This is a genomic window from Corynebacterium glyciniphilum AJ 3170, from assembly GCF_000626675.1.
GTDB classification, from domain to species: domain Bacteria; phylum Actinomycetota; class Actinomycetes; order Mycobacteriales; family Mycobacteriaceae; genus Corynebacterium; species Corynebacterium glyciniphilum.
Genome location: NZ_CP006842.1, coordinates 1,757,631 through 1,777,322 on the forward strand (window position 1 = coordinate 1,757,631; position 19,692 = coordinate 1,777,322).

19 protein-coding genes are annotated in these 19,692 nt (G+C 65.7%); 17 read left to right on the plus strand and 2 right to left on the minus strand.

All coding sequences use genetic code 11. The features are described 5' to 3' along the window. Positions 1-23 precede the first annotated feature (23 nt). The gene (locus CGLY_RS08285; protein ID WP_038548453.1) at positions 24-1,598 is read left to right on the plus strand and encodes a GMC family oxidoreductase; all 1,575 of its coding nucleotides are present in this window, start codon (positions 24-26) and stop codon (positions 1,596-1,598) included. Between the two features lie 16 nt (positions 1,599-1,614). Here the strand turns inward: CGLY_RS08285 and ypfJ are convergent, their stop codons facing one another. Continuing rightward, complete coding sequence (gene ypfJ / locus CGLY_RS08290) at positions 1,615-2,565, minus strand: KPN_02809 family neutral zinc metallopeptidase (protein WP_038548456.1); 951 nt, start codon at positions 2,563-2,565, stop codon at positions 1,615-1,617. Between the two features lie 245 nt (positions 2,566-2,810). Here ypfJ and CGLY_RS17960 point away from each other — a divergent pair, with 245 nt between their 5' ends. Next, a complete protein-coding gene (locus CGLY_RS17960; RefSeq protein WP_265101944.1) occupies positions 2,811-2,942 on the plus strand; it encodes a hypothetical protein in 132 nt (43 codons plus the stop codon). Positions 2,943-2,976: 34 nt separating this feature from the next. Here the strand turns inward: CGLY_RS17960 and CGLY_RS08295 are convergent, their stop codons facing one another. Next, positions 2,977-3,318, minus strand: a complete 342-nt coding sequence (locus CGLY_RS08295; protein WP_038548459.1) for a hypothetical protein — start codon at positions 3,316-3,318, stop codon at positions 2,977-2,979. A gap of 167 nt (positions 3,319-3,485) precedes the next feature. On the opposite strand from CGLY_RS08295, the gene aspS reads away from it, so the two are divergent. From aspS to nusB, 15 genes are all read left to right on the plus strand, one after another. After that, positions 3,486-5,270 (plus strand): aspartate--tRNA ligase, encoded by a 1,785-nt coding sequence (aspS, locus tag CGLY_RS08300; protein WP_038548462.1) that lies wholly within the window; start codon positions 3,486-3,488, stop codon positions 5,268-5,270. 41 nt (positions 5,271-5,311) lie between these two features. After that, positions 5,312-6,520 carry a phosphotransferase gene (locus tag CGLY_RS08305; RefSeq protein WP_038552051.1) on the plus strand — a complete coding sequence of 403 codons (1,209 nt, stop codon included), beginning with the start codon at positions 5,312-5,314 and terminating at the stop codon, positions 6,518-6,520. 14 nt (positions 6,521-6,534) lie between these two features. Then, a complete protein-coding gene (locus CGLY_RS08310) occupies positions 6,535-7,905 on the plus strand; it encodes a replication-associated recombination protein A (RefSeq protein ID WP_081803839.1) in 1,371 nt (456 codons plus the stop codon). A gap of 58 nt (positions 7,906-7,963) precedes the next feature. Then, entirely contained in the window at positions 7,964-10,651 is a 2,688-nt protein-coding gene (gene alaS / locus CGLY_RS08315; protein WP_038548465.1) for an alanine--tRNA ligase, read from the plus strand. Further along, on the plus strand, positions 10,651-11,145 hold the full coding sequence (gene ruvX / locus CGLY_RS08320; RefSeq protein WP_038548468.1) for a Holliday junction resolvase RuvX: 495 nt from the start codon (positions 10,651-10,653) through the stop codon (positions 11,143-11,145). The genes alaS and ruvX overlap by 1 nt, the downstream gene beginning before the upstream one ends. A 91-nt stretch (positions 11,146-11,236) precedes the next feature. Further along, positions 11,237-12,421, plus strand: coding sequence for an endolytic transglycosylase MltG (gene mltG / locus CGLY_RS08325; protein WP_038548471.1), 1,185 nt, complete (start codon positions 11,237-11,239; stop codon positions 12,419-12,421). 54 nt (positions 12,422-12,475) lie between these two features. Next, the gene (locus CGLY_RS08330) at positions 12,476-13,468 is read left to right on the plus strand and encodes a shikimate dehydrogenase (protein ID WP_227590222.1); all 993 of its coding nucleotides are present in this window, start codon (positions 12,476-12,478) and stop codon (positions 13,466-13,468) included. A 6-nt stretch (positions 13,469-13,474) separates the two neighbouring features. Beyond that, on the plus strand, positions 13,475-13,909 hold the full coding sequence (locus CGLY_RS08335; protein ID WP_227590223.1) for a prepilin peptidase: 435 nt from the start codon (positions 13,475-13,477) through the stop codon (positions 13,907-13,909). 33 nt (positions 13,910-13,942) lie between these two features. Then, positions 13,943-15,169 (plus strand): chorismate synthase, encoded by a 1,227-nt coding sequence (gene aroC, locus CGLY_RS08340; RefSeq protein ID WP_038548474.1) that lies wholly within the window; start codon positions 13,943-13,945, stop codon positions 15,167-15,169. Continuing rightward, on the plus strand, positions 15,170-15,748 hold the full coding sequence (locus tag CGLY_RS08345) for a shikimate kinase (RefSeq protein ID WP_052539904.1): 579 nt from the start codon (positions 15,170-15,172) through the stop codon (positions 15,746-15,748). Beyond that, complete coding sequence (gene aroB / locus CGLY_RS08350; protein ID WP_407080787.1) at positions 15,745-16,845, plus strand: 3-dehydroquinate synthase; 1,101 nt, start codon at positions 15,745-15,747, stop codon at positions 16,843-16,845. Before CGLY_RS08345 ends, aroB begins: the two co-directional genes overlap by 4 nt. Positions 16,846-16,860: 15 nt before the next feature. Next, the gene (gene aroQ / locus CGLY_RS08355) at positions 16,861-17,307 is read left to right on the plus strand and encodes a type II 3-dehydroquinate dehydratase (RefSeq protein WP_038548477.1); all 447 of its coding nucleotides are present in this window, start codon (positions 16,861-16,863) and stop codon (positions 17,305-17,307) included. Positions 17,308-17,317: 10 nt separating this feature from the next. Beyond that, entirely contained in the window at positions 17,318-18,382 is a 1,065-nt protein-coding gene (locus tag CGLY_RS08360) for a M24 family metallopeptidase (protein ID WP_052539906.1), read from the plus strand. 60 nt (positions 18,383-18,442) lie between these two features. Beyond that, complete coding sequence (gene efp / locus CGLY_RS08365; protein WP_038548480.1) at positions 18,443-19,006, plus strand: elongation factor P; 564 nt, start codon at positions 18,443-18,445, stop codon at positions 19,004-19,006. A 5-nt stretch (positions 19,007-19,011) separates the two neighbouring features. Further along, positions 19,012-19,626, plus strand: coding sequence for a transcription antitermination factor NusB (gene nusB / locus CGLY_RS08370; RefSeq protein ID WP_038548483.1), 615 nt, complete (start codon positions 19,012-19,014; stop codon positions 19,624-19,626). The last annotated feature ends 66 nt before the right edge of the window (positions 19,627-19,692 follow it).

A 19,692-nucleotide genomic window follows, 5' to 3' on the forward strand; every position in this document is an offset into this window, starting at 1 on the left:
CGCACATACGAGAAGGAGAAGATATGCGAGACAACTACGACTACATCGTCGTCGGAGCCGGTTCCTCGGGCGCCGTGGTCGCGTCCCGTCTGAGCGAAGACCCCGCCGTGACTGTCGCGCTGGTTGAAGCGGGACCCACGGACGTGGACAAGCCGGAGATCCTGAACCTCGCGGAATGGCCCGGTCTGCTGGAGTCCGGCTACGACTGGGACTACCCCGTGGAGCCCCAGGAGAAGGGGAACTCTCACATGCGCCACGCGCGGGCGAAGGTGCTCGGTGGCTGCTCGTCGCACAACTCGTGCATTGCTTTCCACACTCCGGCGCAGGACCTCGATCACTGGGTCTCCCTGGGCGCCTCCGGCTGGGACTCGGAGACCGTCCTTCCGCTGATCAAACGCCTGGAGAATAACGACCGCGACGGTGACCACCACGGTCACGACGGTCCCGTCCGGTTGCGCTCGGTGCCGCACCAGGATCCCGTGGGCGCGGCGATCATCGATGCCTGTGAACAGCAGGGGCTTCCCAACACCCCGTTCAACGAGGGGGCCACGGTCAATCACGGTGCAGACTGGTTCCAGATCAACGCCACGGACGAGAACGTCCGGTCGTCATCGTCCGTGTCCTACCTGCACCCTGTCCTTGACCGGGAGAACCTCGACATCCTCACAGACCGTCAAGTCTCCCGCGTGACCTTCACCGAGGACGCCGAGGGCGCGCCGAGGGCCTCCGGCATCGAGTACCTCGACAACCCCTTCGGCCGACTCAAGACCCTACCGGCCAATCGCGAGGTCATCGTCTCCGCCGGTGCGATCGACAGCCCGAAGCTCCTCATGCTGTCGGGCATCGGACCGACCGCGCACCTCGCCGAGGTCGGCGTGGAGACCCTCGTTGACGCGCCCGGTGTCGGTGAACACCTCCAGGACCATCCTGAAGCGGTGATCTCCTGGGAGTCGAAAGTGCCGATGACCCGCGACGCCACGCAGTGGTGGGAGATCGGGATCTTCGAGATGGTCGACGAGGGTGGTGCCGATGGTCTCGGCCTGCCGGACCTGATGATGCACTACGGGTCAATGCCCTTTGACATGCACACCCGGCGTCAGGGGTATCCCACCGCCGACGAATCATTCTGTCTGACCCCGAACATCACCCATGCCAAGGGTCGCGGTACGGTACGGCTGCGTTCCTGCGACTTCCGGGACAAGCCGAGGGTCGATCCGCGCTACTTCACTGACGAGGACGGGTACGACATGCGGATCGCAGTGGAAGGCATCAAACTCGCCCGGAAGATCGTCGCGCAGCCCGCCATGGCGGAGTACGCAGGACGGGAACTGTTCCCGGGAACAGATGTCCAGTCCGACGACGATATCGCCGACTACGTGTCCAGAACGCACAACACCGTGTACCACCCCGCGGGCACCGTGCGCATGGGCGCGGCCGATGACCCGATGGCTCCGTTGGACCCGGAGTTGCGGGTCAAGGGTGTCACGGGCCTGCGGGTCGTCGATGCCTCGGTGATGCCGCAGTTGGTGGCGGTCAACCCGAATATCACCTGCATGCTGATCGGCGAGCGAGCTGCCGACCTGATCCGCGAAGCCTAGGGGTGCTTCCCGGGTATCAACGGAAGTTCTGCTGGCAGGATGCCATGGTTCCGTTGTCATACCCGGTGGTGAACCAGCGCTGGCGCTGTTCGGACGAACCGTGGGTCCAGGCGTCGGGGGTGACCTGCCCGCCGCCGACACTCTGGATCGCATCATCACCGATCGCCTGGGCGGAGGTGATGGCCTGGTTGACCTGGTCAGGCGTCACCGGGTCCAGGACGGCGTCTTCGCCCTTGTCGGCGTGTGACGCCCAGACCCCGGCATAGCAGTCGGCCTGCAACTCCATCTTCACCGCATTGGAGTCTTCGCCCGGGTCGTCGTAGTCGGACAGGCCCAGGTTCCCCTCGAGATGCTGGATGTGGTGCCCGAACTCGTGCGCCACGACATACATCTGCGCGAACGGGCCGTCCGATCCGCCCATCGACGAAAGCTGGGAGAAGAAGTCGTCGCCGATGTAGACGGTCTCATCGCCCGGGCAGTAGAACGGTCCGGTCTGCGCCGTCGAGGCGGTACCACATCCTGTGTTGACCTGTCCGTCCCCGATGACCAGACCGGGCTCAGAGTAGTTGATCCCGGCCTGGTCGGGCAGCAGTGACGACCACACGGTGTCGAGCGAGATGGCGGTGCCTTCAATCCGGCAGTCGTCGTAGGTGTTGGCGTCTTCGACGGTGGTGCAGTGGTCCAGCCTTCCACCGGCTCCGTCGGCGCCTTGCTCGCTCACTCGGGAGGAGTCTGCTCCGAACATGCCAAGCCCCCCGTTCGCGAAAAACAGCACGACGGCAACGACGAGGATTCCGGGAATGCCGAAGCGTCGGCCGATCCTGCTCATCAGGAGCATACCCAGGATCCCACCGCCGCGGTTGCCACCCTGGCGCCCGCCGCCACCGATTCCGAAACCGCCGCCGCCCGAGCTTCCACCGGAGCGGGCCCGCCCACCCATGCCGGACAGGTTGTTGTTGAAGGACATGGTGGAAGTGTAGCGGGAGGGTCGGGTGCCGGAGGGGTTCCTGGGGCAGGGAGTTCCCTGCCATCACACGGCAGCCCCTGGTCGAGGGGTAACAAATGTGACGTACGGGGCGCATGTGACGCAATGTAGCTGCGTAATGCGTCACAGAAGACTATACTTCGATTCACATCTGCCGTGGTTCTCACGGCGACGATGTTTGATGATGACTGATAGAGACCCCAACGACCCGCAGGAGTACCGGAACAATGGATATCATCGCCCTCGCACAACAGGCCCTCGACGCAGGGGACTGGGCAGCCTACAGCAACTGGGATATTGCGCAGCAGATCTACGACGCGACCCTCGGCCGGATCAACTGGGACGGCGTCGGCGCCTGACGCGTTGCAGCCGTACCCGCCGGCCTGACGGCGGTCAGATGACTCCGGACGATTTCAGGTCGCTCCCCAGCCGTGCCAGCAGAAGGCCGATCACCGACAGCATGCTGATTCCAAGGCATGCCATTCCACTGATCCAGGAACTCTCCGTCCCTGTGGCCAAACCGTAAATGAGAGCAACGGCGGCAATCAGCGTGGAGACAAACAGAACAATCTGGCTGGTCAGCCAGAACAGCCGGTAGGGGTCGCGGGAATCCAGCGGTGTGACCACAGTGTCCTCGACGGTGACCTGGTCGGCGATGCCGTCGGAGTCGGGGTGGCGTTGCCGTCCCCGGGCCTGTACGTCGTCGTCCGGTGTCGGGGAAGCATTCTCTGCCATGATGACCGTCCTTTCATCTCGGTCGACGTTCGACCTCACCCTCCAGCATGCCACCGTTGTTCCCCGTGCGGCGACGGGGTAGTACACTGGGCCGCTGATATCGAGCCACCGACGGCACCATCGTGTCGGCCGGGGTTATACCGAACTATCCGAAAGGACAACGCGACGTGCTGCGGACCCATCTTTGTGGTGACCTTCGCTCCAACCACATCGGCGAGGAGGTAACCCTCACCGGATGGGTCTCCCGTCGACGGGACCACGGTGGAGTGATCTTCATCGACCTGCGTGACCGGTCCGGACTGGCCCAGGTGGTGTTCCGCGAGAATGAGGTCGCCGAACGGGCACATGCACTGCGCAGCGAGTACTGCCTGCGTGTCACCGGAATCGTGGAGGCCCGTCCCGAAGGTTCCGAGAACCCGAACCTGGCGTCGGGTGACATCGAGCTCAACGTCACCGGCCTGGAGATCCTCAATGAGTCCGCGGCACTGCCGTTCCAGATCGACGATTCCGCCAGTGGGGGAGAGGTCGGCGAGGAGACCCGCCTGAAGTACCGCTACCTGGATCTGCGCCGGGACAACCAGGCGCGCGCACTGCGTCTGCGCTCCACGGTGAATGCCGCGGCTCGCAACGTCCTGATCGACCAGGAGTTCACCGAGATCGAGACGCCGACCCTCACCCGCTCCACGCCCGAGGGAGCCCGCGACTTCCTGGTGCCGGCACGTCTGCGCCCCGGAAAATTCTACGCCCTGCCGCAGTCCCCCCAGCTGTTCAAGCAGCTGCTGATGGTCTCGGGCATGGAGCGCTACTTCCAGATCGCACGCTGCTACCGTGACGAGGACTTCCGTGCCGATCGCCAGCCGGAGTTCACCCAGCTGGACGTGGAGATGAGCTTCGTCGACCAGGAAGACGTCATCGCCCTCGCCGAGGAGATCCTGGCTGCCGTATGGAAGCAGATCGGCTACGAGATCTCCGCGCCCATCCCGCGGATCACCTACGCCGATGCGATGCGTCGCTACGGTTCCGACAAGCCCGACCTGCGTTTCGACATCGAGATCACGGAGTGCACCGAGTTCTTCGAGAACACGTCCTTCCGTGTGTTCAGGTCCGACTATGTCGGTGCTGTGGTCATGGACGGCGGCGCGTCGCAGCCTCGTCGTACCCTCGACGCGTGGCAGGACTGGGCCAAGCAGCGCGGTGCCAAAGGACTGGCCTACATCCTCGTCGGCGAAGACGGCACACTGTCGGGCCCGGTGGCCAAGAACATCACCGAGGCCGAGCGTGAGGGCATCGCTGCACATGTCGGAGCGAAACCGGGTGACTGCATCTTCTTCGCCGCGGGCGATGTGAAGTCCTCCCGTGCACTTCTCGGAGCCGCCCGTGGCGAGATCGCCGAGCGTCTCGGACTGATCAAGGACGGCGACTGGGCGTTCACCTGGGTCGTGGACGCCCCGCTGTTCGAGCCCGCCGCTGATGCCACCGCCTCCGGCGATGTCGCACTCGGGAACTCGGCGTGGACCGCCGTCCACCATGCCTTCACCTCTCCGAAGCCCGAGTGGATCGACACGTTCGACGAGAACCCCGGTGAGGCCACCGCCTACGCCTATGACATCGTCTGCAACGGCAATGAGATCGGCGGCGGGTCCATCCGTATCCACCGCCGCGACATCCAGGAGCGGGTCTTCGCCGTCATGGGAATCTCCGAGGAGGAGGCCCGCGAGAAGTTCGGTTTCCTGCTCGACGCCTTCGCTTTCGGAGCCCCGCCCCACGGCGGCATCGCCTTCGGCTGGGACCGCATCGTCTCTCTCCTCGGCGGTTACGACTCCATCCGTGACGTCATCGCGTTCCCGAAGTCCGGTGGCGGCATTGATCCGTTGACCGACGCCCCCGGCGAGATCACCGCGCAGCAGCGCAAGGAGTCCGGGATCGACGCAAAACCCAAGAAGAACGCCTGAGCCCTTCACACATGGAGGGGCGTCCGAGAGAGGACAATGACGTGCTGAGCATCGATGACGCACTGGACAGTGCCGCACACCTGCTGGGGAGCCGTTTTGGCGGAACCCCCGAGCTGACACACCCGGAGAATCTCGGGGGCAGTGGGGATTCCCTGGTCATCCGGGTAAAGGTCTCGCCGAACCCGTTCCTCCAGGAGCGGACGGTCGTCATCAAGCAACTGCCGCCGGTGGCGTCGGGCGACAACGGCGAACGAGGTGACGCGGACGCCGAAGCCATCTCCGCGATGATCCGCGAGGTCGTGGCGTACCAGTACACCAATACCCTCGCGGAGGAACACCGACCCGGGCCGCAGTTGCTCGCCCACGACATCGATGACCGCATCATGGTGCTCTCGGATTCAGGTGACGGACGTAATTACTCCGATATCCTCACGATGGACGATGAGATGGAGCGGGCCGCCGCACTGCGCAAGCTGGGTCGCGCCCTGGGCCGGATGCACGTGGCGACCGCCGACGGCCAGGCTGCCTTCGACACACTCAACCGCCGCCAGCACTCGAGGCACAATCTTCCCGCGTCCCGGGTGACCGACCGCGACGTCGACGTCGTCGCACTGGTTGAGCAGGGCCTTGACCTGCTTCGCCGCAGCGGAGTCACTGTCGATCCCACCGTTGAGGAGTTCGCGCACGAGGCCGGTCAGCGTCAGTCCCGTACCCGGGTGCAGGCATTCACCCCGTTTGACCTGACTCCCGACAACATCATGCTCGCCGACACCGTGGTCTTCCTGGACTACGAGTGGGCGGGGTTCCGCGACATTGTCTCGGACGTCGCCTGCGTGATCGCCGGCTTCCCTCACGACATCACCACTCCGTTGCTGGACTCCGAGGAGCTCCGTGAGTTCATCGAGTCCTGGTCGACTGAGGTATCGGTGGTCTGGCCTGCGGTACGTGAGGAAGGTCGACTGGAGAAGGCATTGATGGCCTCTCTGGTGGGCTGGGCACTGATGAGCCTGTCCCTGCTCTACCACGGCACACTCGCGGTCATCGAGACCTCCGGTTCCGCCGCCGAGGGGGTACGCCGCCTCGACCACATGCCGAGTGAGCATCTCTCCGATCTTGCTACGACGGTGGAGGCGGTGCGTCGTTTCGCTGACCGAAACCAGGTGGACGAGCGGTTCGCCGCGGTCCGCGACTTCGCCGCCGAGCTGCTGACCACCCTGGCCAAGCTCGGGGCCCAGCCGCAGATCCGCTAGAGCCGGCCGGCGTCATGAACGGAGACGACAGCCTCTTCGACGTCCCAGCCGCGGGTGTCGGTGGCGAGCCTATGCCGACCCGGTCGGCGGATTCCTACTTCCACCCGGGGGCGCATGCTCCGCTGGCGGTCCGGATGCGCCCGCGTTCGCTGGACGAGGTCGTCGGCCAGTCCCATGTACTCGGGGACAATTCGCCGTTGCGTCGTCTCATCGACGGCCGCGGCGACTCGTCCGTTATCCTCTACGGCCCTCCCGGGACGGGCAAGACCACAGTGGCCTCGCTGGTGGCCGGTGCGTCCGGCCGCCGGTTCGAGGCGCTGTCCGCCTTAAATGCCGGGGTGAAGGAGGTGCGCTCGGTCATCGACAATGCCCGACGCCTCCTGAGCCACGGGGAGTCGACGGTGCTGTTCATCGACGAGGTGCACCGTTTCTCGAAGACCCAGCAGGACGCGCTGTTGGGGGCAGTGGAGAACAGGACTGTCCTGCTGGTGGCGGCAACCACAGAGAACCCGAGTTTCTCGGTGGTGGCGCCGTTGTTGTCCCGCTCACTTCTGGTCCAGCTCCGACCGTTGCAGGACGAGGACATCGCCATTCTGCTCTCCCGGGCGGCGGCCGATCCCCGAGGTTACGACGGAGCGGTCACTCTCGAGGATGATGCCCGTGCCCTTCTTGCGGCCCTCGCCGCCGGAGACGCCCGACGCGGACTGACCTATCTGGAAGCTGCGGTCGAAGGGATCGGGGACCGTGAGGTTCTCACCGCCGAGGATGTCCGGGCCTCCACCGACCGTGCCGTAGCCCGGTACGACAGGGACGGCGACCAGCACTACGACATCACCAGTGCCTTCGTGAAGTCGTTACGTGGCTCGGACCCCGATGCCGCCCTGCACTACCTGGCACGCATGATCGACGCTGGGGAGGACCCCCGGTTCATTGCCCGCCGACTGGTGATCCACGCGTCCGAGGACGTCGGGATGGCTGATCCGTCGGCGCTGCAGGTAGCTGTCGCCGCCCACCAGGCGGTGAGTTTCATCGGCATGCCGGAAGGGCGGATCCCCCTGGCGCAGGCCGCAGTGCACATCGCCACTGCGGCGAAGTCGAACTCAGTGATCCGGGGCATCGACGCCGCTCTGGCCGATGTCCGTGATGGCCGGGGTTCCGTGGTTCCGCCGCACCTTCGGGACGGTCATTACTCGGGGGCGGAAGCACTGGGTAACGCCGTCGGCTACCGCTACCCGCACGATGACCCCCGGGGGGTCCTCCGGCAGGACTATCTGCCGGACGATCTCGCCGGGGCACGGTACTACGAACCGACCGACCATGGCCGTGAGCACACCCTCAGTGCACGGTTGGAGACCCTTCGCGGGATTGTGCGGGGTAACGGGTAGACTGTTTCCGGTTAAGACACCGTGCCGACGATCCAGCTATCAAGAAGGTTCCGTAACTGTGCAGACTCATGAGATCCGCGAGCGATTCCTCAATCATTTCGTGAAGCAAGGTCACACCGAGGTTCCCAGCGCCTCGCTGATCCTGGACGACCCGAACCTGCTGTTCGTCAACGCCGGCATGGTCCCGTTCAAGCCTTACTTCCTCGGCGAGCAGACGCCGTCGTCGTCGCGGGCGACCTCGATCCAGAAGTGCGTGCGCACCCTGGACATCGAGGAGGTCGGGATCACCACCCGCCACAACACGTTCTTCCAGATGGCCGGGAACTTCTCCTTCGGTGACTACTTCAAGCGCGAGGTCATCCGCTTCGCCTGGGACCTGCTGACCAATCCCGTCGCCGAGGGCGGGTTCGGTATGGACCCCGACCGTCTGTGGCCCACTGTCTACCGGACCGACGACGAAGCCGCCAGGATCTGGCACGAGGACATCGGGGTTCCCGAAGAGCGTATCCAGCGCCGTGGCGGAGAGGACAACTACTGGGACATGGGGGTGCCCGGTCCCGGTGGACCATGTTCCGAGATCTTCTACGACCGTGGTCCGGAGTACGGTGTCGACGGTGGCCCGGCCGCGGACGAGAACCGGTTCATCGAGATCTGGAACCTGGTGTTCATGCAGGACATCCGCGGTGACAAGAGTCCCAAGGAGGGGTTCGAGCCGGTCGGTGAGCTGCCCCAGAAGAACATTGACACCGGCATGGGAATCGAGCGTGTGGCCTGCATCCTCCAGGGGGTGGAGAACGTGTACGAGACCGATCTTCTCGCGCCGGTCATCCAGGTCGCGGAGCACGTCACCGGCTCGGTCTACGGTCGGGTCGAGAATTCCGTCGAGGACGTGCGTTTCCGCGTCATCGCCGACCACAGCCGTACCGCACTCATGCTGATCCTCGACGGCGTGACCCCGGGCAATGAGGGCCGCGGCTACATTCTCCGTCGCCTCCTGCGCCGCATCATCCGGTCGGCCCGGCTCCTCGGCGCCACGGGCGCCACCATGGAGAAGTTCATGGACACCGTACGCAGCACCATGACTCCGTCCTACCCCGAGATCACCGAAAACTGGGAGCGTATCCGCGCGGTCGCCGTCGGTGAGGAAACCGCCTTCCTCAAGACCCTGGAGTCAGGCACCCGCCTGTTTGAGGACGCTGCCGCCAAGGTCAAGGCTACCGGCGGGACTGAGTTGGGTGGCGACGCTGCTTTCGTGCTGCACGACACCCACGGATTCCCGATCGACCTGACGATCGAGATGGCGTCGGAGGCCGGTCTCACGGTCGACAAGGACGGTTTCGACACCCGTATGGCCGAACAGCGTGCGCGGGCCAAGGCCGACAGTCGTGCGAAGAAGCAGGTCCACGCCGACGTGTCCGTGTACCGCTCCTTCGTCGACAACCACCCGACGGTGTTCCTGGGGTACGACACCACTGATGCGGAGGCCCATATTCTGGGCCTGGTGTCGGGCGGCCAGCTCGTGGACCGTGCACCGGAAGGCAGTGAGGTCGAGGTCATCCTGGACCGCACCCCCTTCTACGCCGAGTCCGGTGGCCAGATGGCCGACCGCGGTACCCTCACCGGTCCCGGTGGTCTCGCCCAGGTCCTCGACGTGCAGAAGACCGGACGCAAGGTCTCTCTGCACCGGGTCAACGTCACCGGCGGTGAACTTGCCGTGGGCGACACCGTCGCCGCCCATGTCGACCACGCCTGGCGTCACGCCGCGCGCCAGGCACACTCGGGAACGCACCTCATCCACGCGGCACTCCGCGATGTGCTGGGACCGACCGCAGTGCAGGCCGGTTCCATGAACAAGCCGGGATACCTGCGTTTCGACTTCACGTACGGCACCCAGCTCACCTCCGACCAGTTGCGTCGGATCCAGGACATCTCCAATGAGGCCGTGGACACCGACTACACGGTGAACACGATCGAGACCAGCCTCGACGAAGCGAAGGCCATGGGCGCGATGGCCTTGTTCGGTGAGAACTACGGGTCACGGGTCCGGGTCGTCGAGATCGGCGGACCGTTCTCCATGGAGCTGTGTGGAGGTATCCACGTCGACCACTCCTCCCAGGTGGGCCCGGTCACGATCCTCGGCGAATCATCGGTGGGGTCGGGGACACGTCGTATCGAGGCCTACACCGGTATGGACTCGATGCGTTACCTGGCAGGCCAGAACGCCGTGGCGGGTTCGCTGGCCTCCCGTCTGAAGGTCACCTCCGAGGATCTTCCGGAGCGTTTCGCCCAGATCAGTGAGCGACTGCAGGCGGCCGAGAAGCGGATCAACCAGTTCCGTACCGCCGAGCTCACCGCCAGGGTGGGCGACTACGTGATGCAGGCTGTCACGGTCGACGGTGTCCGTGTTGTCGCAGCTCGCGTGGCCGACGGGATCGCCGGAGGAGATCTGCGGACGATCGCCAATGACGCCAAGGCACGGTTCGGCTCGGACGAGGCGGTCGTAGTCTTCGCCTCAGCCGACCCGGAGTCGGGCAAGGTGCCGTTCATCGCCGCGGTCACGGACGCCGCCGTTGCGCGGGGACTGTCCGCCGGCGAGGTCGTCAAGGCGATCGGCCCACTGGTGGGTGGTCGCGGCGGCGGAAAGCCGTCGATGGCGCAGGGCTCCGGCAGTGACGTGTCGGGCATCGACGCGGCGGTTGCGGCCGTTCGTCCGCATGTCGAATCGGCCCTGTCCGGCGCCAGGTGATGGCTGTCCCGGAGCGTCCCGGCGACGACGATGCCGGTCGGGGGCGTCGTCTCGGCCTCGACGTGGGCACCGTGCGTATCGGGGTGGCGCTGTCGGACCCTGACGGTATCCTCGCGACGCCGCTGGAAACCGTCGCCGCAGAGAAGGGCAGCGGCAGACGTCCGGGCTCCGAGTTTGATCGGGTCCTGGAACTCGTTGAGCAGAACTTCGTGGTGGAGGTGGTCGTCGGACTACCGGTGACGCTGCGTTCGCGGAAGACGGAGAGTACCATCCGGGCCGAGAACTACGCGGCCGCGCTGCAGGAGGCACTGGACGGTATCCCGGTCCGTCTGGTCGACGAGCGGATGTCCACTGTCGCCGCGACCGGCGCGATGCGCGCCTCCGGAGTCAGTGAACGCAAGGGGCGCTCACGCATCGACCAGGCGGCTGCGGTGCATATCCTCCAGGGGTGGCTTGATGCCCGAACCGCCCGTAAACGGGTGTCCGATCAATGAACTTCGGCCATCTCATGCGAGAATGACGCGCAATAGTGTTTTCATGACGTTTTGACACCTTGTACACACAGTAGAGACGTGGGAGTGAACCTTGCCTCGAAAGATCAGGACCGAACCCAGGTACCGCCGTCGCAGACAGTGGTCGATAGCCATCAGCCTCGCACTGGTCCTCCTGCTCGTCTTTGTCGTGGCTTACGTCTATTACCAGCGCGAAGTAGTGGGTACCCGCGACTACGAGGGCGAGGGTAACGGTAACGCGGTCCTTATCCGAGTGGACGAGGGAGACACGGTCTCCGGCCTGATCCCGAAGCTACTGGAAGATGATGTCGTCGGTTCGAGGTCGGCAATGCTCAGTGCCGCCGATGAGGCCGAGCAGCACGGAGAGAACCGCGGTCTGGAGGCCGGCTACTACGCACTCCAGCAGAAGATGTCCGCGGACGCCGCCATGAACGCGCTCACCGACGATGAACGACGTCTCGGTGTCATCGACATTCCGACCGGCCTCACCCTCGAGGACATCACCGTGGTGGGAGGGGAGACCCGTGACGGCATCTTCACCTCCATCGCCGACAACTCCTGTCGGGAGGGTTTGACGGACGGGCTGGAGGACTGCGTCAGCGTCGACGCTCTGCGCGAAACCATCGCGAGCACCCCGGCCGCGGAACTGGGGGTCCCGGAGTGGGCCGTCGACAACGTTGAGGCCCGTGGCGACGACCCGCGTCGCATCGAGGGACTTATCTCCCCGGGTGTGCACCTGTTTGACCCGACCGCCGGACCGCAGGAGATCCTGACCTCGCTGCTGGAGGATTCCGCCGAGGTCTACGAGGGCACAGGACTGCTCGAAGCCTCGGAAGGTGTGGGACTCACCCCGTACGAGATGGTCACGGCCGCCTCGCTGATCGAGCGCGAAGCGCCGGAAGGCGACTTCGACAAGGTGGCCCGGGTGATCCTCAACCGGTTGGACGAGGACCAGCAGCTCGAGTTCGATTCGACGGTCAACTACGATGTCGCCGCCCAGGAAGTCGCGACCACGGACGAAGACCGCGGCCGAGACACCCCCTGGAACACCTACGCGAAGAAGGGGTTGCCGGATACGCCGATCGCCTCGCCCGGCATCACCGCTCTGCAGGCGGTGGAGCACCCGGCCGAGGGCGACTGGCTGTACTTCGTGACCGTGGACACGGACGGGCGCACGGTATTCAACCGGTCGTTCTCCGACCATGAAGCGGCGATCGAAGAATCGCGGCGCAACGGTGTGCTGGACAGCGCACGGTAGACACAGACTGTAAGAGCACGGACGACTGAGGCAACTGAGGTGGATGAGACCATGGTGAGCGAAACCGGGAATGACGCGGCTGAGGTGTACAGCGTGGAGGAGTTCCTCTCCCTCGCGACCGAGCTTCAGCAGCAGGCCGACGCGCCGGACGGGCCCGTGGCCCAGCTGTGCGCCGTGCTCGGACGACCGGTGGGGCACTCGCTCTCACCGGTGATCCACCTGGGCAGTGCCGCAATGCTCGGCAACGAGTCCCTGGTCTATGTCCGGGTCGACGCCGGCGAACCCTCCGAGGTCCGCCGACTGATGCAGCAGTCGCCCGCTTGCGTACGGGGATTCTCGGTGACCATGCCCGGCAAATCTGCCGCCCATGACCTGGCCGACAATGTCACCGACCGTGCCGCCCTCATCGGCAGCGCCAACACTCTCGTCCCGGTACGCGACGCCGAGGGGCAGCTGACCGGAACGTGGCTGGCCGACAACACCGATGTCGACGGTCTCTCAGCCTGTCTGCGCGCCGTGCTCGACGAGGACCGCGCTGCGGGGGCAGGACGAGGGGTGGTCGTGGGGAACGGCGGCACGGCACGCCCGGCCGTCGCCGCGTTGGCCGCGGAGGGCTTCACGTCGGTCACTGTACTGGCCCGGTCCGAGCGCGCACTGAACCTGCAGAACCTGGTGGAGTCCTACGGCATGAGTTTCGACTGGCTGCGCCTGGATGACGACCGCCTGGGCGACGTATGTGCGTCCGCCGATGCGCTGATCTCCACCATCCCCGCAGCCGGCGCGTCCGCCGTGGCCGAGCACCTGGCGGCGGCGGCTGCGGTCGTCGACGTGATCTACGATCCGTACCCGACACCGTTGATGCTCGCGGCCCGGAGTGCCGGGCGCCCGGTGTCAGACGGACTGCTGATGCTCGCCGGGCAGGGTGTAGAGCAGTTCCGACAGTTCACCGGGGAGACGCCGTCGACCGAAGGGATGTACCGGCTGTTGCGGGCGCACCGACGCACCGTGGAGGCACAGCCGGGGGACACGGCGGACGCAGGGAGTTAGCTGCAGGTGGGGGTCATCGGGGGATTGATCGTTCTGGCGTGGGCGGGCACGCTGATCGTGCAGGACATCCGGTTCCGGAGATTGCCGGACCGGTTGACTTTGCCGGCGGTGCCGGTGGCGTGGGCGGGGGTCCTGCTCCTCGGATACGGCTGGGCTGTTCTCGGCGGAATCGCGTGGTTTCTGCTGTGCGTGTTGCCCGGACTGTTTTCTCCCCGGCTCCGTGCCGGCGGCGGCGACGCGAAGCTCGCGCTCAGCCTCGGGGCGGTCGCTACCGCCGTCGGAGGAACAGTGGGCCTTGCAGTCACCGTCGCCGTCGCATCGGCGGTGACGCTGCTGTTCGCCCTGATCCCGCCGGTCCGGACCTCAGCTCTGCCGCACGGACCGGGGATGCTCGTCGCTACGGCGGTGGTGACCGGGGTCATAAACAGTGGGGTGTGGTGACGCCGGTCCGGTGATCATGCGACAATGTAGGGCATGCTTCGATGGACGACTGCCGGGGAATCGCACGGCCAGGCCCTTGTTTCCGTTGTCGAGGACATTCCGGCCGGGGTGCCAGTCACCCGTGCCGAGGTGTCCCGGCAACTCGCTCGACGGCGCCTCGGCTACGGCCGCGGCGCCCGGATGAAGTTTGAAGCGGACGAGGTGACGTTCCTCGGCGGTGTGCGGCACGGCCTGACCATCGGCTCACCGGTCGCGGTGATGATCGGGAACACTGAGTGGCCGAAGTGGACCACGATCATGTCCGCCGACCCGGTCGACATGTCTGATGAGGCCGTGGTCAAGGAGATGGATTCGGGCCGTGGCGCCCGGCTGACCCGCCCGCGTCCCGGTCACGCGGACTTCTCCGGCATGGTGAAGTACGGACACGACGAGGCCCGTCCGGTCCTGGAACGCTCCAGCGCCCGAGAGACCGCCGCCCGGGTGGCCGCCGGAACTTTCGCCCGTGCCCTGTTGCGTGAGGTCACCGGCGCTGAGGTCGTCAGTCACGTCCTGTCGATCGGCCCGTCAGAGACCTACACCGGGCCCCCGCCGGCCCCGGCCGATCTTGATGCGGTGGACGGCTCACCGGTTCGGGCGTTCACCGTGCACGGCGACGGCCACGAGAAGTCGATGATCGCCGAGATCGAGGCCGCCCGAAAGTCCGGGGACACCCTCGGCGGTGTCGTCGAGGTGGTCGTCTCTGGTCTCCCCATCGGTCTGGGCTCCCATGTCAGTTGGGACGGACGTCTCGACGGCCAGCTGGCCCAGGCGGTCATGAGTATCCAGGCCATCAAGGGCGTGGAGATCGGTGACGGATTCGATGAAGCGCGCCGTCGGGGCTCGGAGGCGCACGACGAGATCGACCGGGTCGACAACAGTTCCGGGGTGTCGCGTCGGACCAACCGGGCCGGGGGTCTCGAGGGTGGGATGACGAACGGCGAACAGCTGCGCGTCCGTGCTGCGATGAAACCGATCTCTACGGTGCCGCGGGCCCTGGCGACGGTCGATATGGACGACGGGCGTCCCGCCACCGGCATCCACCAACGCTCCGATGTCTGTGCCGTGCCGGCCGCGGGAGTCGTCGCCGAATCCATGGTGGCCCTCGTGCTGGCCCGCGCGGTACTCGACAAGTTCGGCGGCGACAGTGTCGCCGAGACCCGCCGCAACTACCTGTCCTACCTCGACGACGTGGACAAGCGCCTGACCTGGGGAGACGTGTAGATGACTGCCAACACTGGAACCACGGCACCCCGGGTTGTCCTGGTCGGCCCGCCTGGTGCAGGAAAGAGCACCGTCGGGCACGCCCTCGGCGAGGTACTGCGCTGTGGGGTGGTTGACTCGGACACGCTGCTCGAGCGCGACAACAGCATGTCCTGCGGTGAGCTGTTCACCCTGCTCGGGGAACCGGAGTTCCGGCGGCGTGAAGAGATCTACGTCGCCCAGGCACTGGCGTCCGACGGCGTCGTGTCCCTCGGTGGTGGTGCCGTCCTGTCAGCGGCGACACGTCGTCTACTGGCCGACCACCTCGTCGTCTACCTGCGGGTCTCCGCCGAGGAGGGCACGCGGCGTACCGCGCATCTGGCCACCCGGCCGGTCCTCGCTGCCGCAGACGGGGAGGACCCGGCCGAAAGGTACCGGGAGATCCTCACCCAACGCGAGGAACTATACCGGGAGGTCGCCACGCACATCGTCGACGCCGACGGACGGACGCCGCGCCACACCGTGGCCGACGTCCTCGCCCTCATCGGTGTCCACGGCAACCACGATGCCTACGATCCGGAGCAGGAGACACAGCTGTGAAAGCACCGATGACCCGTACCGTGCACGTCGCCACGGACCACCCCTACGACGTCATCATCGGCCGTGATTTGACGGGGGCGGTGGCCGACAGCGTCCCCGGTGCACGCCGTGCGGTGATCCTGCACCAGCCGCCGCTGGTCGAACTCGCAGGCCGCGTCGCCGACAGCGTGCGCGGCGCTGGCATCGAGCCGGTCCTGTACGAAACTCCGGATGCCGAAGCAGCCAAGACGGTCGAGGGGGCTGCAGCCTGCTGGGACATCTGTGCCGATGCAGGGCTCTCCCGCCAGGACGTCATCGTCGGTGTGGGTGGCGGGGCGACCACGGATCTGGCCGGGTTCATCGCGGCGACGTGGATGCGCGGGATCCGCGTCGTCCAGTATCCGACGACTCTGCTGGCTATGGTCGACGCCGCGGTCGGTGGAAAGACCGGCATCAACACCGCCGCAGGCAAGAACCTCGTCGGCGCGTTCCACGAACCGTCGGCTGTCCTCGTCGACCTGGATGTACTCGAGACGCTTCCACACCCCGAGATCGTCGCAGGTAGCGCGGAGATCATCAAGGCTGGCTTCATCCGCGACAGTCGCATCCTCGATCTCTACGAGTCGGATCCGGCTGCCGCCTGCGACCCCCACGGCACTCTTCCGGAACTCATTGAGGCCGCCATCACCGTGAAGGCGGATGTGGTGGGGCAGGATCTCCGTGAGTCTTCACTGCGCGAGATCCTGAACTACGGTCACACCTACGGCCACGCCGTAGAGCAGCACGAGAACTACCGGTGGCGGCACGGCCACGCTGTCGCCGTGGGCATGGTCTTCGAGGCGGAACTCTCCCATGCCGCCGGCCTGCTCAGCGGGGAGGCCGTCAACCAGCACCGGCGCATCCTGCAGAGCGTGGGTCTGCCCACCAGCTACGGCAATGCATCACTGGAGGAGCTGGCCGAGGTCATGGCCCGGGACAAGAAGAATAAGGACGGTAGTCTCAGGGTCGTCGTCGTCAGCGACAACAGTGGCTCCTACGTCCCCCAGACAGTCGTCGATCCGTCGCAGGACGACCTCACCGCCGCCTACCTGAACACCACCCCTGACAACCACCAGTAGAACAGGAACACCACCATGCGCATCGTCGTCCTCAATGGCCCGAACCTCAACCGCCTTGGCCGCCGCCAGCCCGAGATCTACGGGTCGACGACCCTCGATGACATTGAAGAAGATCTCCGGAAGGACGCCAGGCGCCTCGGCGTGGACATCGATTTTCTGCAGTCCAACCACGAGGGAGCGTTGATCGACCGGGTCCACCAGGCAGCCGACGATGGTGACGCGGTAATCATCAACCCCGGTGGGTTGACTCACACCTCTGTCGCACTGCGCGATGCTCTCGCCGAGGTAGCAGACGGACCCGGCTTCGTGGAGGTCCACCTCTCCAACATCCACGCCCGCGAGGCTTTCCGGCACCACAGTTACCTCTCACCGATCGCCCGCGGTGTGATCGCCGGTCTCGGTGCGCAGGGGTACTCCATGGCGATGGACTATCTTGCACGACAGGAGAGTAGCAGGGCGTAGCCTGGGGAGTATGATAGACTTCCTCAGCCGCCGTCAGGCCGTCGCCGAAACCCTCTCCGCCGCAGGTCACAAGTATATTCTGGTCACCGACCTGAAGAACGTCCGCTATCTCACCGGGTTCAGTGGCTCCAATGCCGCTCTGCTCCTCGATACGGATGCCGGCCTCACCGTAGCCACCGACGGCCGGTATGACACCCAGGTACGGCAGGAGACGTCCGGGGCACCCGGGGTGGACATCCGGATCACCCGTGACCTGCTCGGCGAACTCCGCTCTGTCGCCGGGACTGCAGGATTCGCCGTCGAACCGGGATTGGCGGTCGCTGCTGCGCGCGAGCTGGGGGACCCTCCGATACTCGAGGGAGCCGTCGAGGCTGCCCGCCTGGTTAAGGACGCCGCCGAACTCGAGGCGCTGCGCGAGGCGGGACACCTGGCGGATTCTGTGTTCTCCGAGTTCATCGCCGCTGGCGGCATCCGCGAGGGAATCACTGAAATCGAGGCGGCCGCGGATCTGGAGCACCGGCTGCGCTCGGCCGGCGCGGACGGGCTGAGCTTCGACACGATTCTGGCTTCCGGCGTCAACGCCGCCAAGCCCCACGCCGGGGTGTCCCGCGAGGTCATCGTCCCGGGCCTGGTCACCGTGGATTTCGGGGTTTGGTTGGATGGCTACGCGTCGGACCAGACCCGTACGGTGTGTGTCGGGGAGCCGGACTCGCTGTCCTCCGAACTCTATGACCTGGTCCACCGTTCCTTCAGCGCCGGCGTGAAGGCGGTGCGCCCCGGCGCCGGCTTGTTCGATGTTGACAAGGTCTGTCGGGACATCATCGACGAAGCCGGGTACGGCGAGTACTTCGTCCACTCCACCGGACACGGTGTGGGGCTTGACGTGCATGAGGCACCGTATGCCGCCTCCCGCACCCCCCGGGACAAGACGCTGGCGGAGTCGATGACCCTGACGATTGAGCCGGGAGTCTATCTCCCGGGGCGGACGGGCCTGCGCATCGAAGACACCTATATTGTCACGGCTCAGGGTGCGGAGTCGGTCAATCCCTCATCCACCGCGTTACAGGTGGTCTAGCAGCAGGCTGCTAGACTGTTCGGCTGACCACCCCAACCAAGATATCCAGGGAGCATACACGTGGCGACAACCGCGGATTTCAAGAACGGTCTCGTGCTGAAGATCGACAACAAGCTGCAGCAGATCATTGAGTTCCAGCACGTCAAGCCGGGCAAGGGCCCTGCTTTCGTCCGGACGAAGCTCAAGGACGTCGTCTCCGGCAAGACCCTCGACAAGACCTTCAACGCCGGTGTCAAGGTCGAGACCGCCACCGTGGACCGCCGTGACATGACCTACCTGTACCACGACGGCGAGAACTTCGTGGTCATGGACGACAAGGACTTCGAGCAGTTCGAGGTGCCCTCCGCCAAGTTCGGCGACGCCGGCCGGTTCCTGCTGGAGAACATGCGCGTCCAGCTGTCCTTCCACGACGGCGAGATCCTCTTCGGTGAGCTGCCGGTGTCCGTCGACCTGGCCATCGAGCACACCGACCCCGGCCTGCAGGGCGACCGCTCCACCGGCGGCAGCAAGCCGGCGACACTGGAGACCGGCGCCGAGATCCAGGTGCCGCTGTTCCTGGAGACCGGCAATGTCGTGAAGGTCGACACCCGTACCGGCGAGTACCTCTCCCGCGTCAACAACTAGACCTCATGGCAGACAGAGAATCCGGCGAGTCTTATCGCCGCCACGGGGCCCGCTACAAGGCCCGTCAGCGAGCCGTCGACATCCTCTTTGAGGCGGAGTTCCGCGATATCGACCCCGTCGAGATCGTGGAGGATCGTGTCGAACTGGCCAGGGACGAGTCGAACCAGGTCAAACCAGTTCCGGAGTATGCTGCCCGGATCGTACCCGGGGTGGCTTCGGCGCTCGACGAGATCGACGAGGCGATTGCTGCGCACCTGAGCAGTACCTGGCGCCTGGAACGACTTCCTGCGGTCGACCGCGCGGTGCTGCGGGTGTCGGCCTGGGAGCTCCTCTACAACGACGAGGTCCCGGCCCGGGTCGCGCTGAAGGAAGGGATCGAACTCGCCTCGGAGTACTCCCACGACAAGGCACCCGGCTACGTCAACGCCGTCCTGGACGGCATCGCCCGGGACAAGCGCCTCGCTGATGAGGCGAGTGCCGCAGCACAGGCTGAACAGGACGCTGCCGAAGCGAAGCGGGCGCAGGATGCCGAACGCGCCAAGGCAGACTCGTTGATCGACGGCATCGTCGAAGAGACACCCGGGACCCCAGATGAAACGGGGGAGACGGGGGAGAAGTGATGCCCCGACCGTGCTAAACTTCGGCACGGAACATGGATCCGGCTCCCGGTCGGCTCCGACCACCTT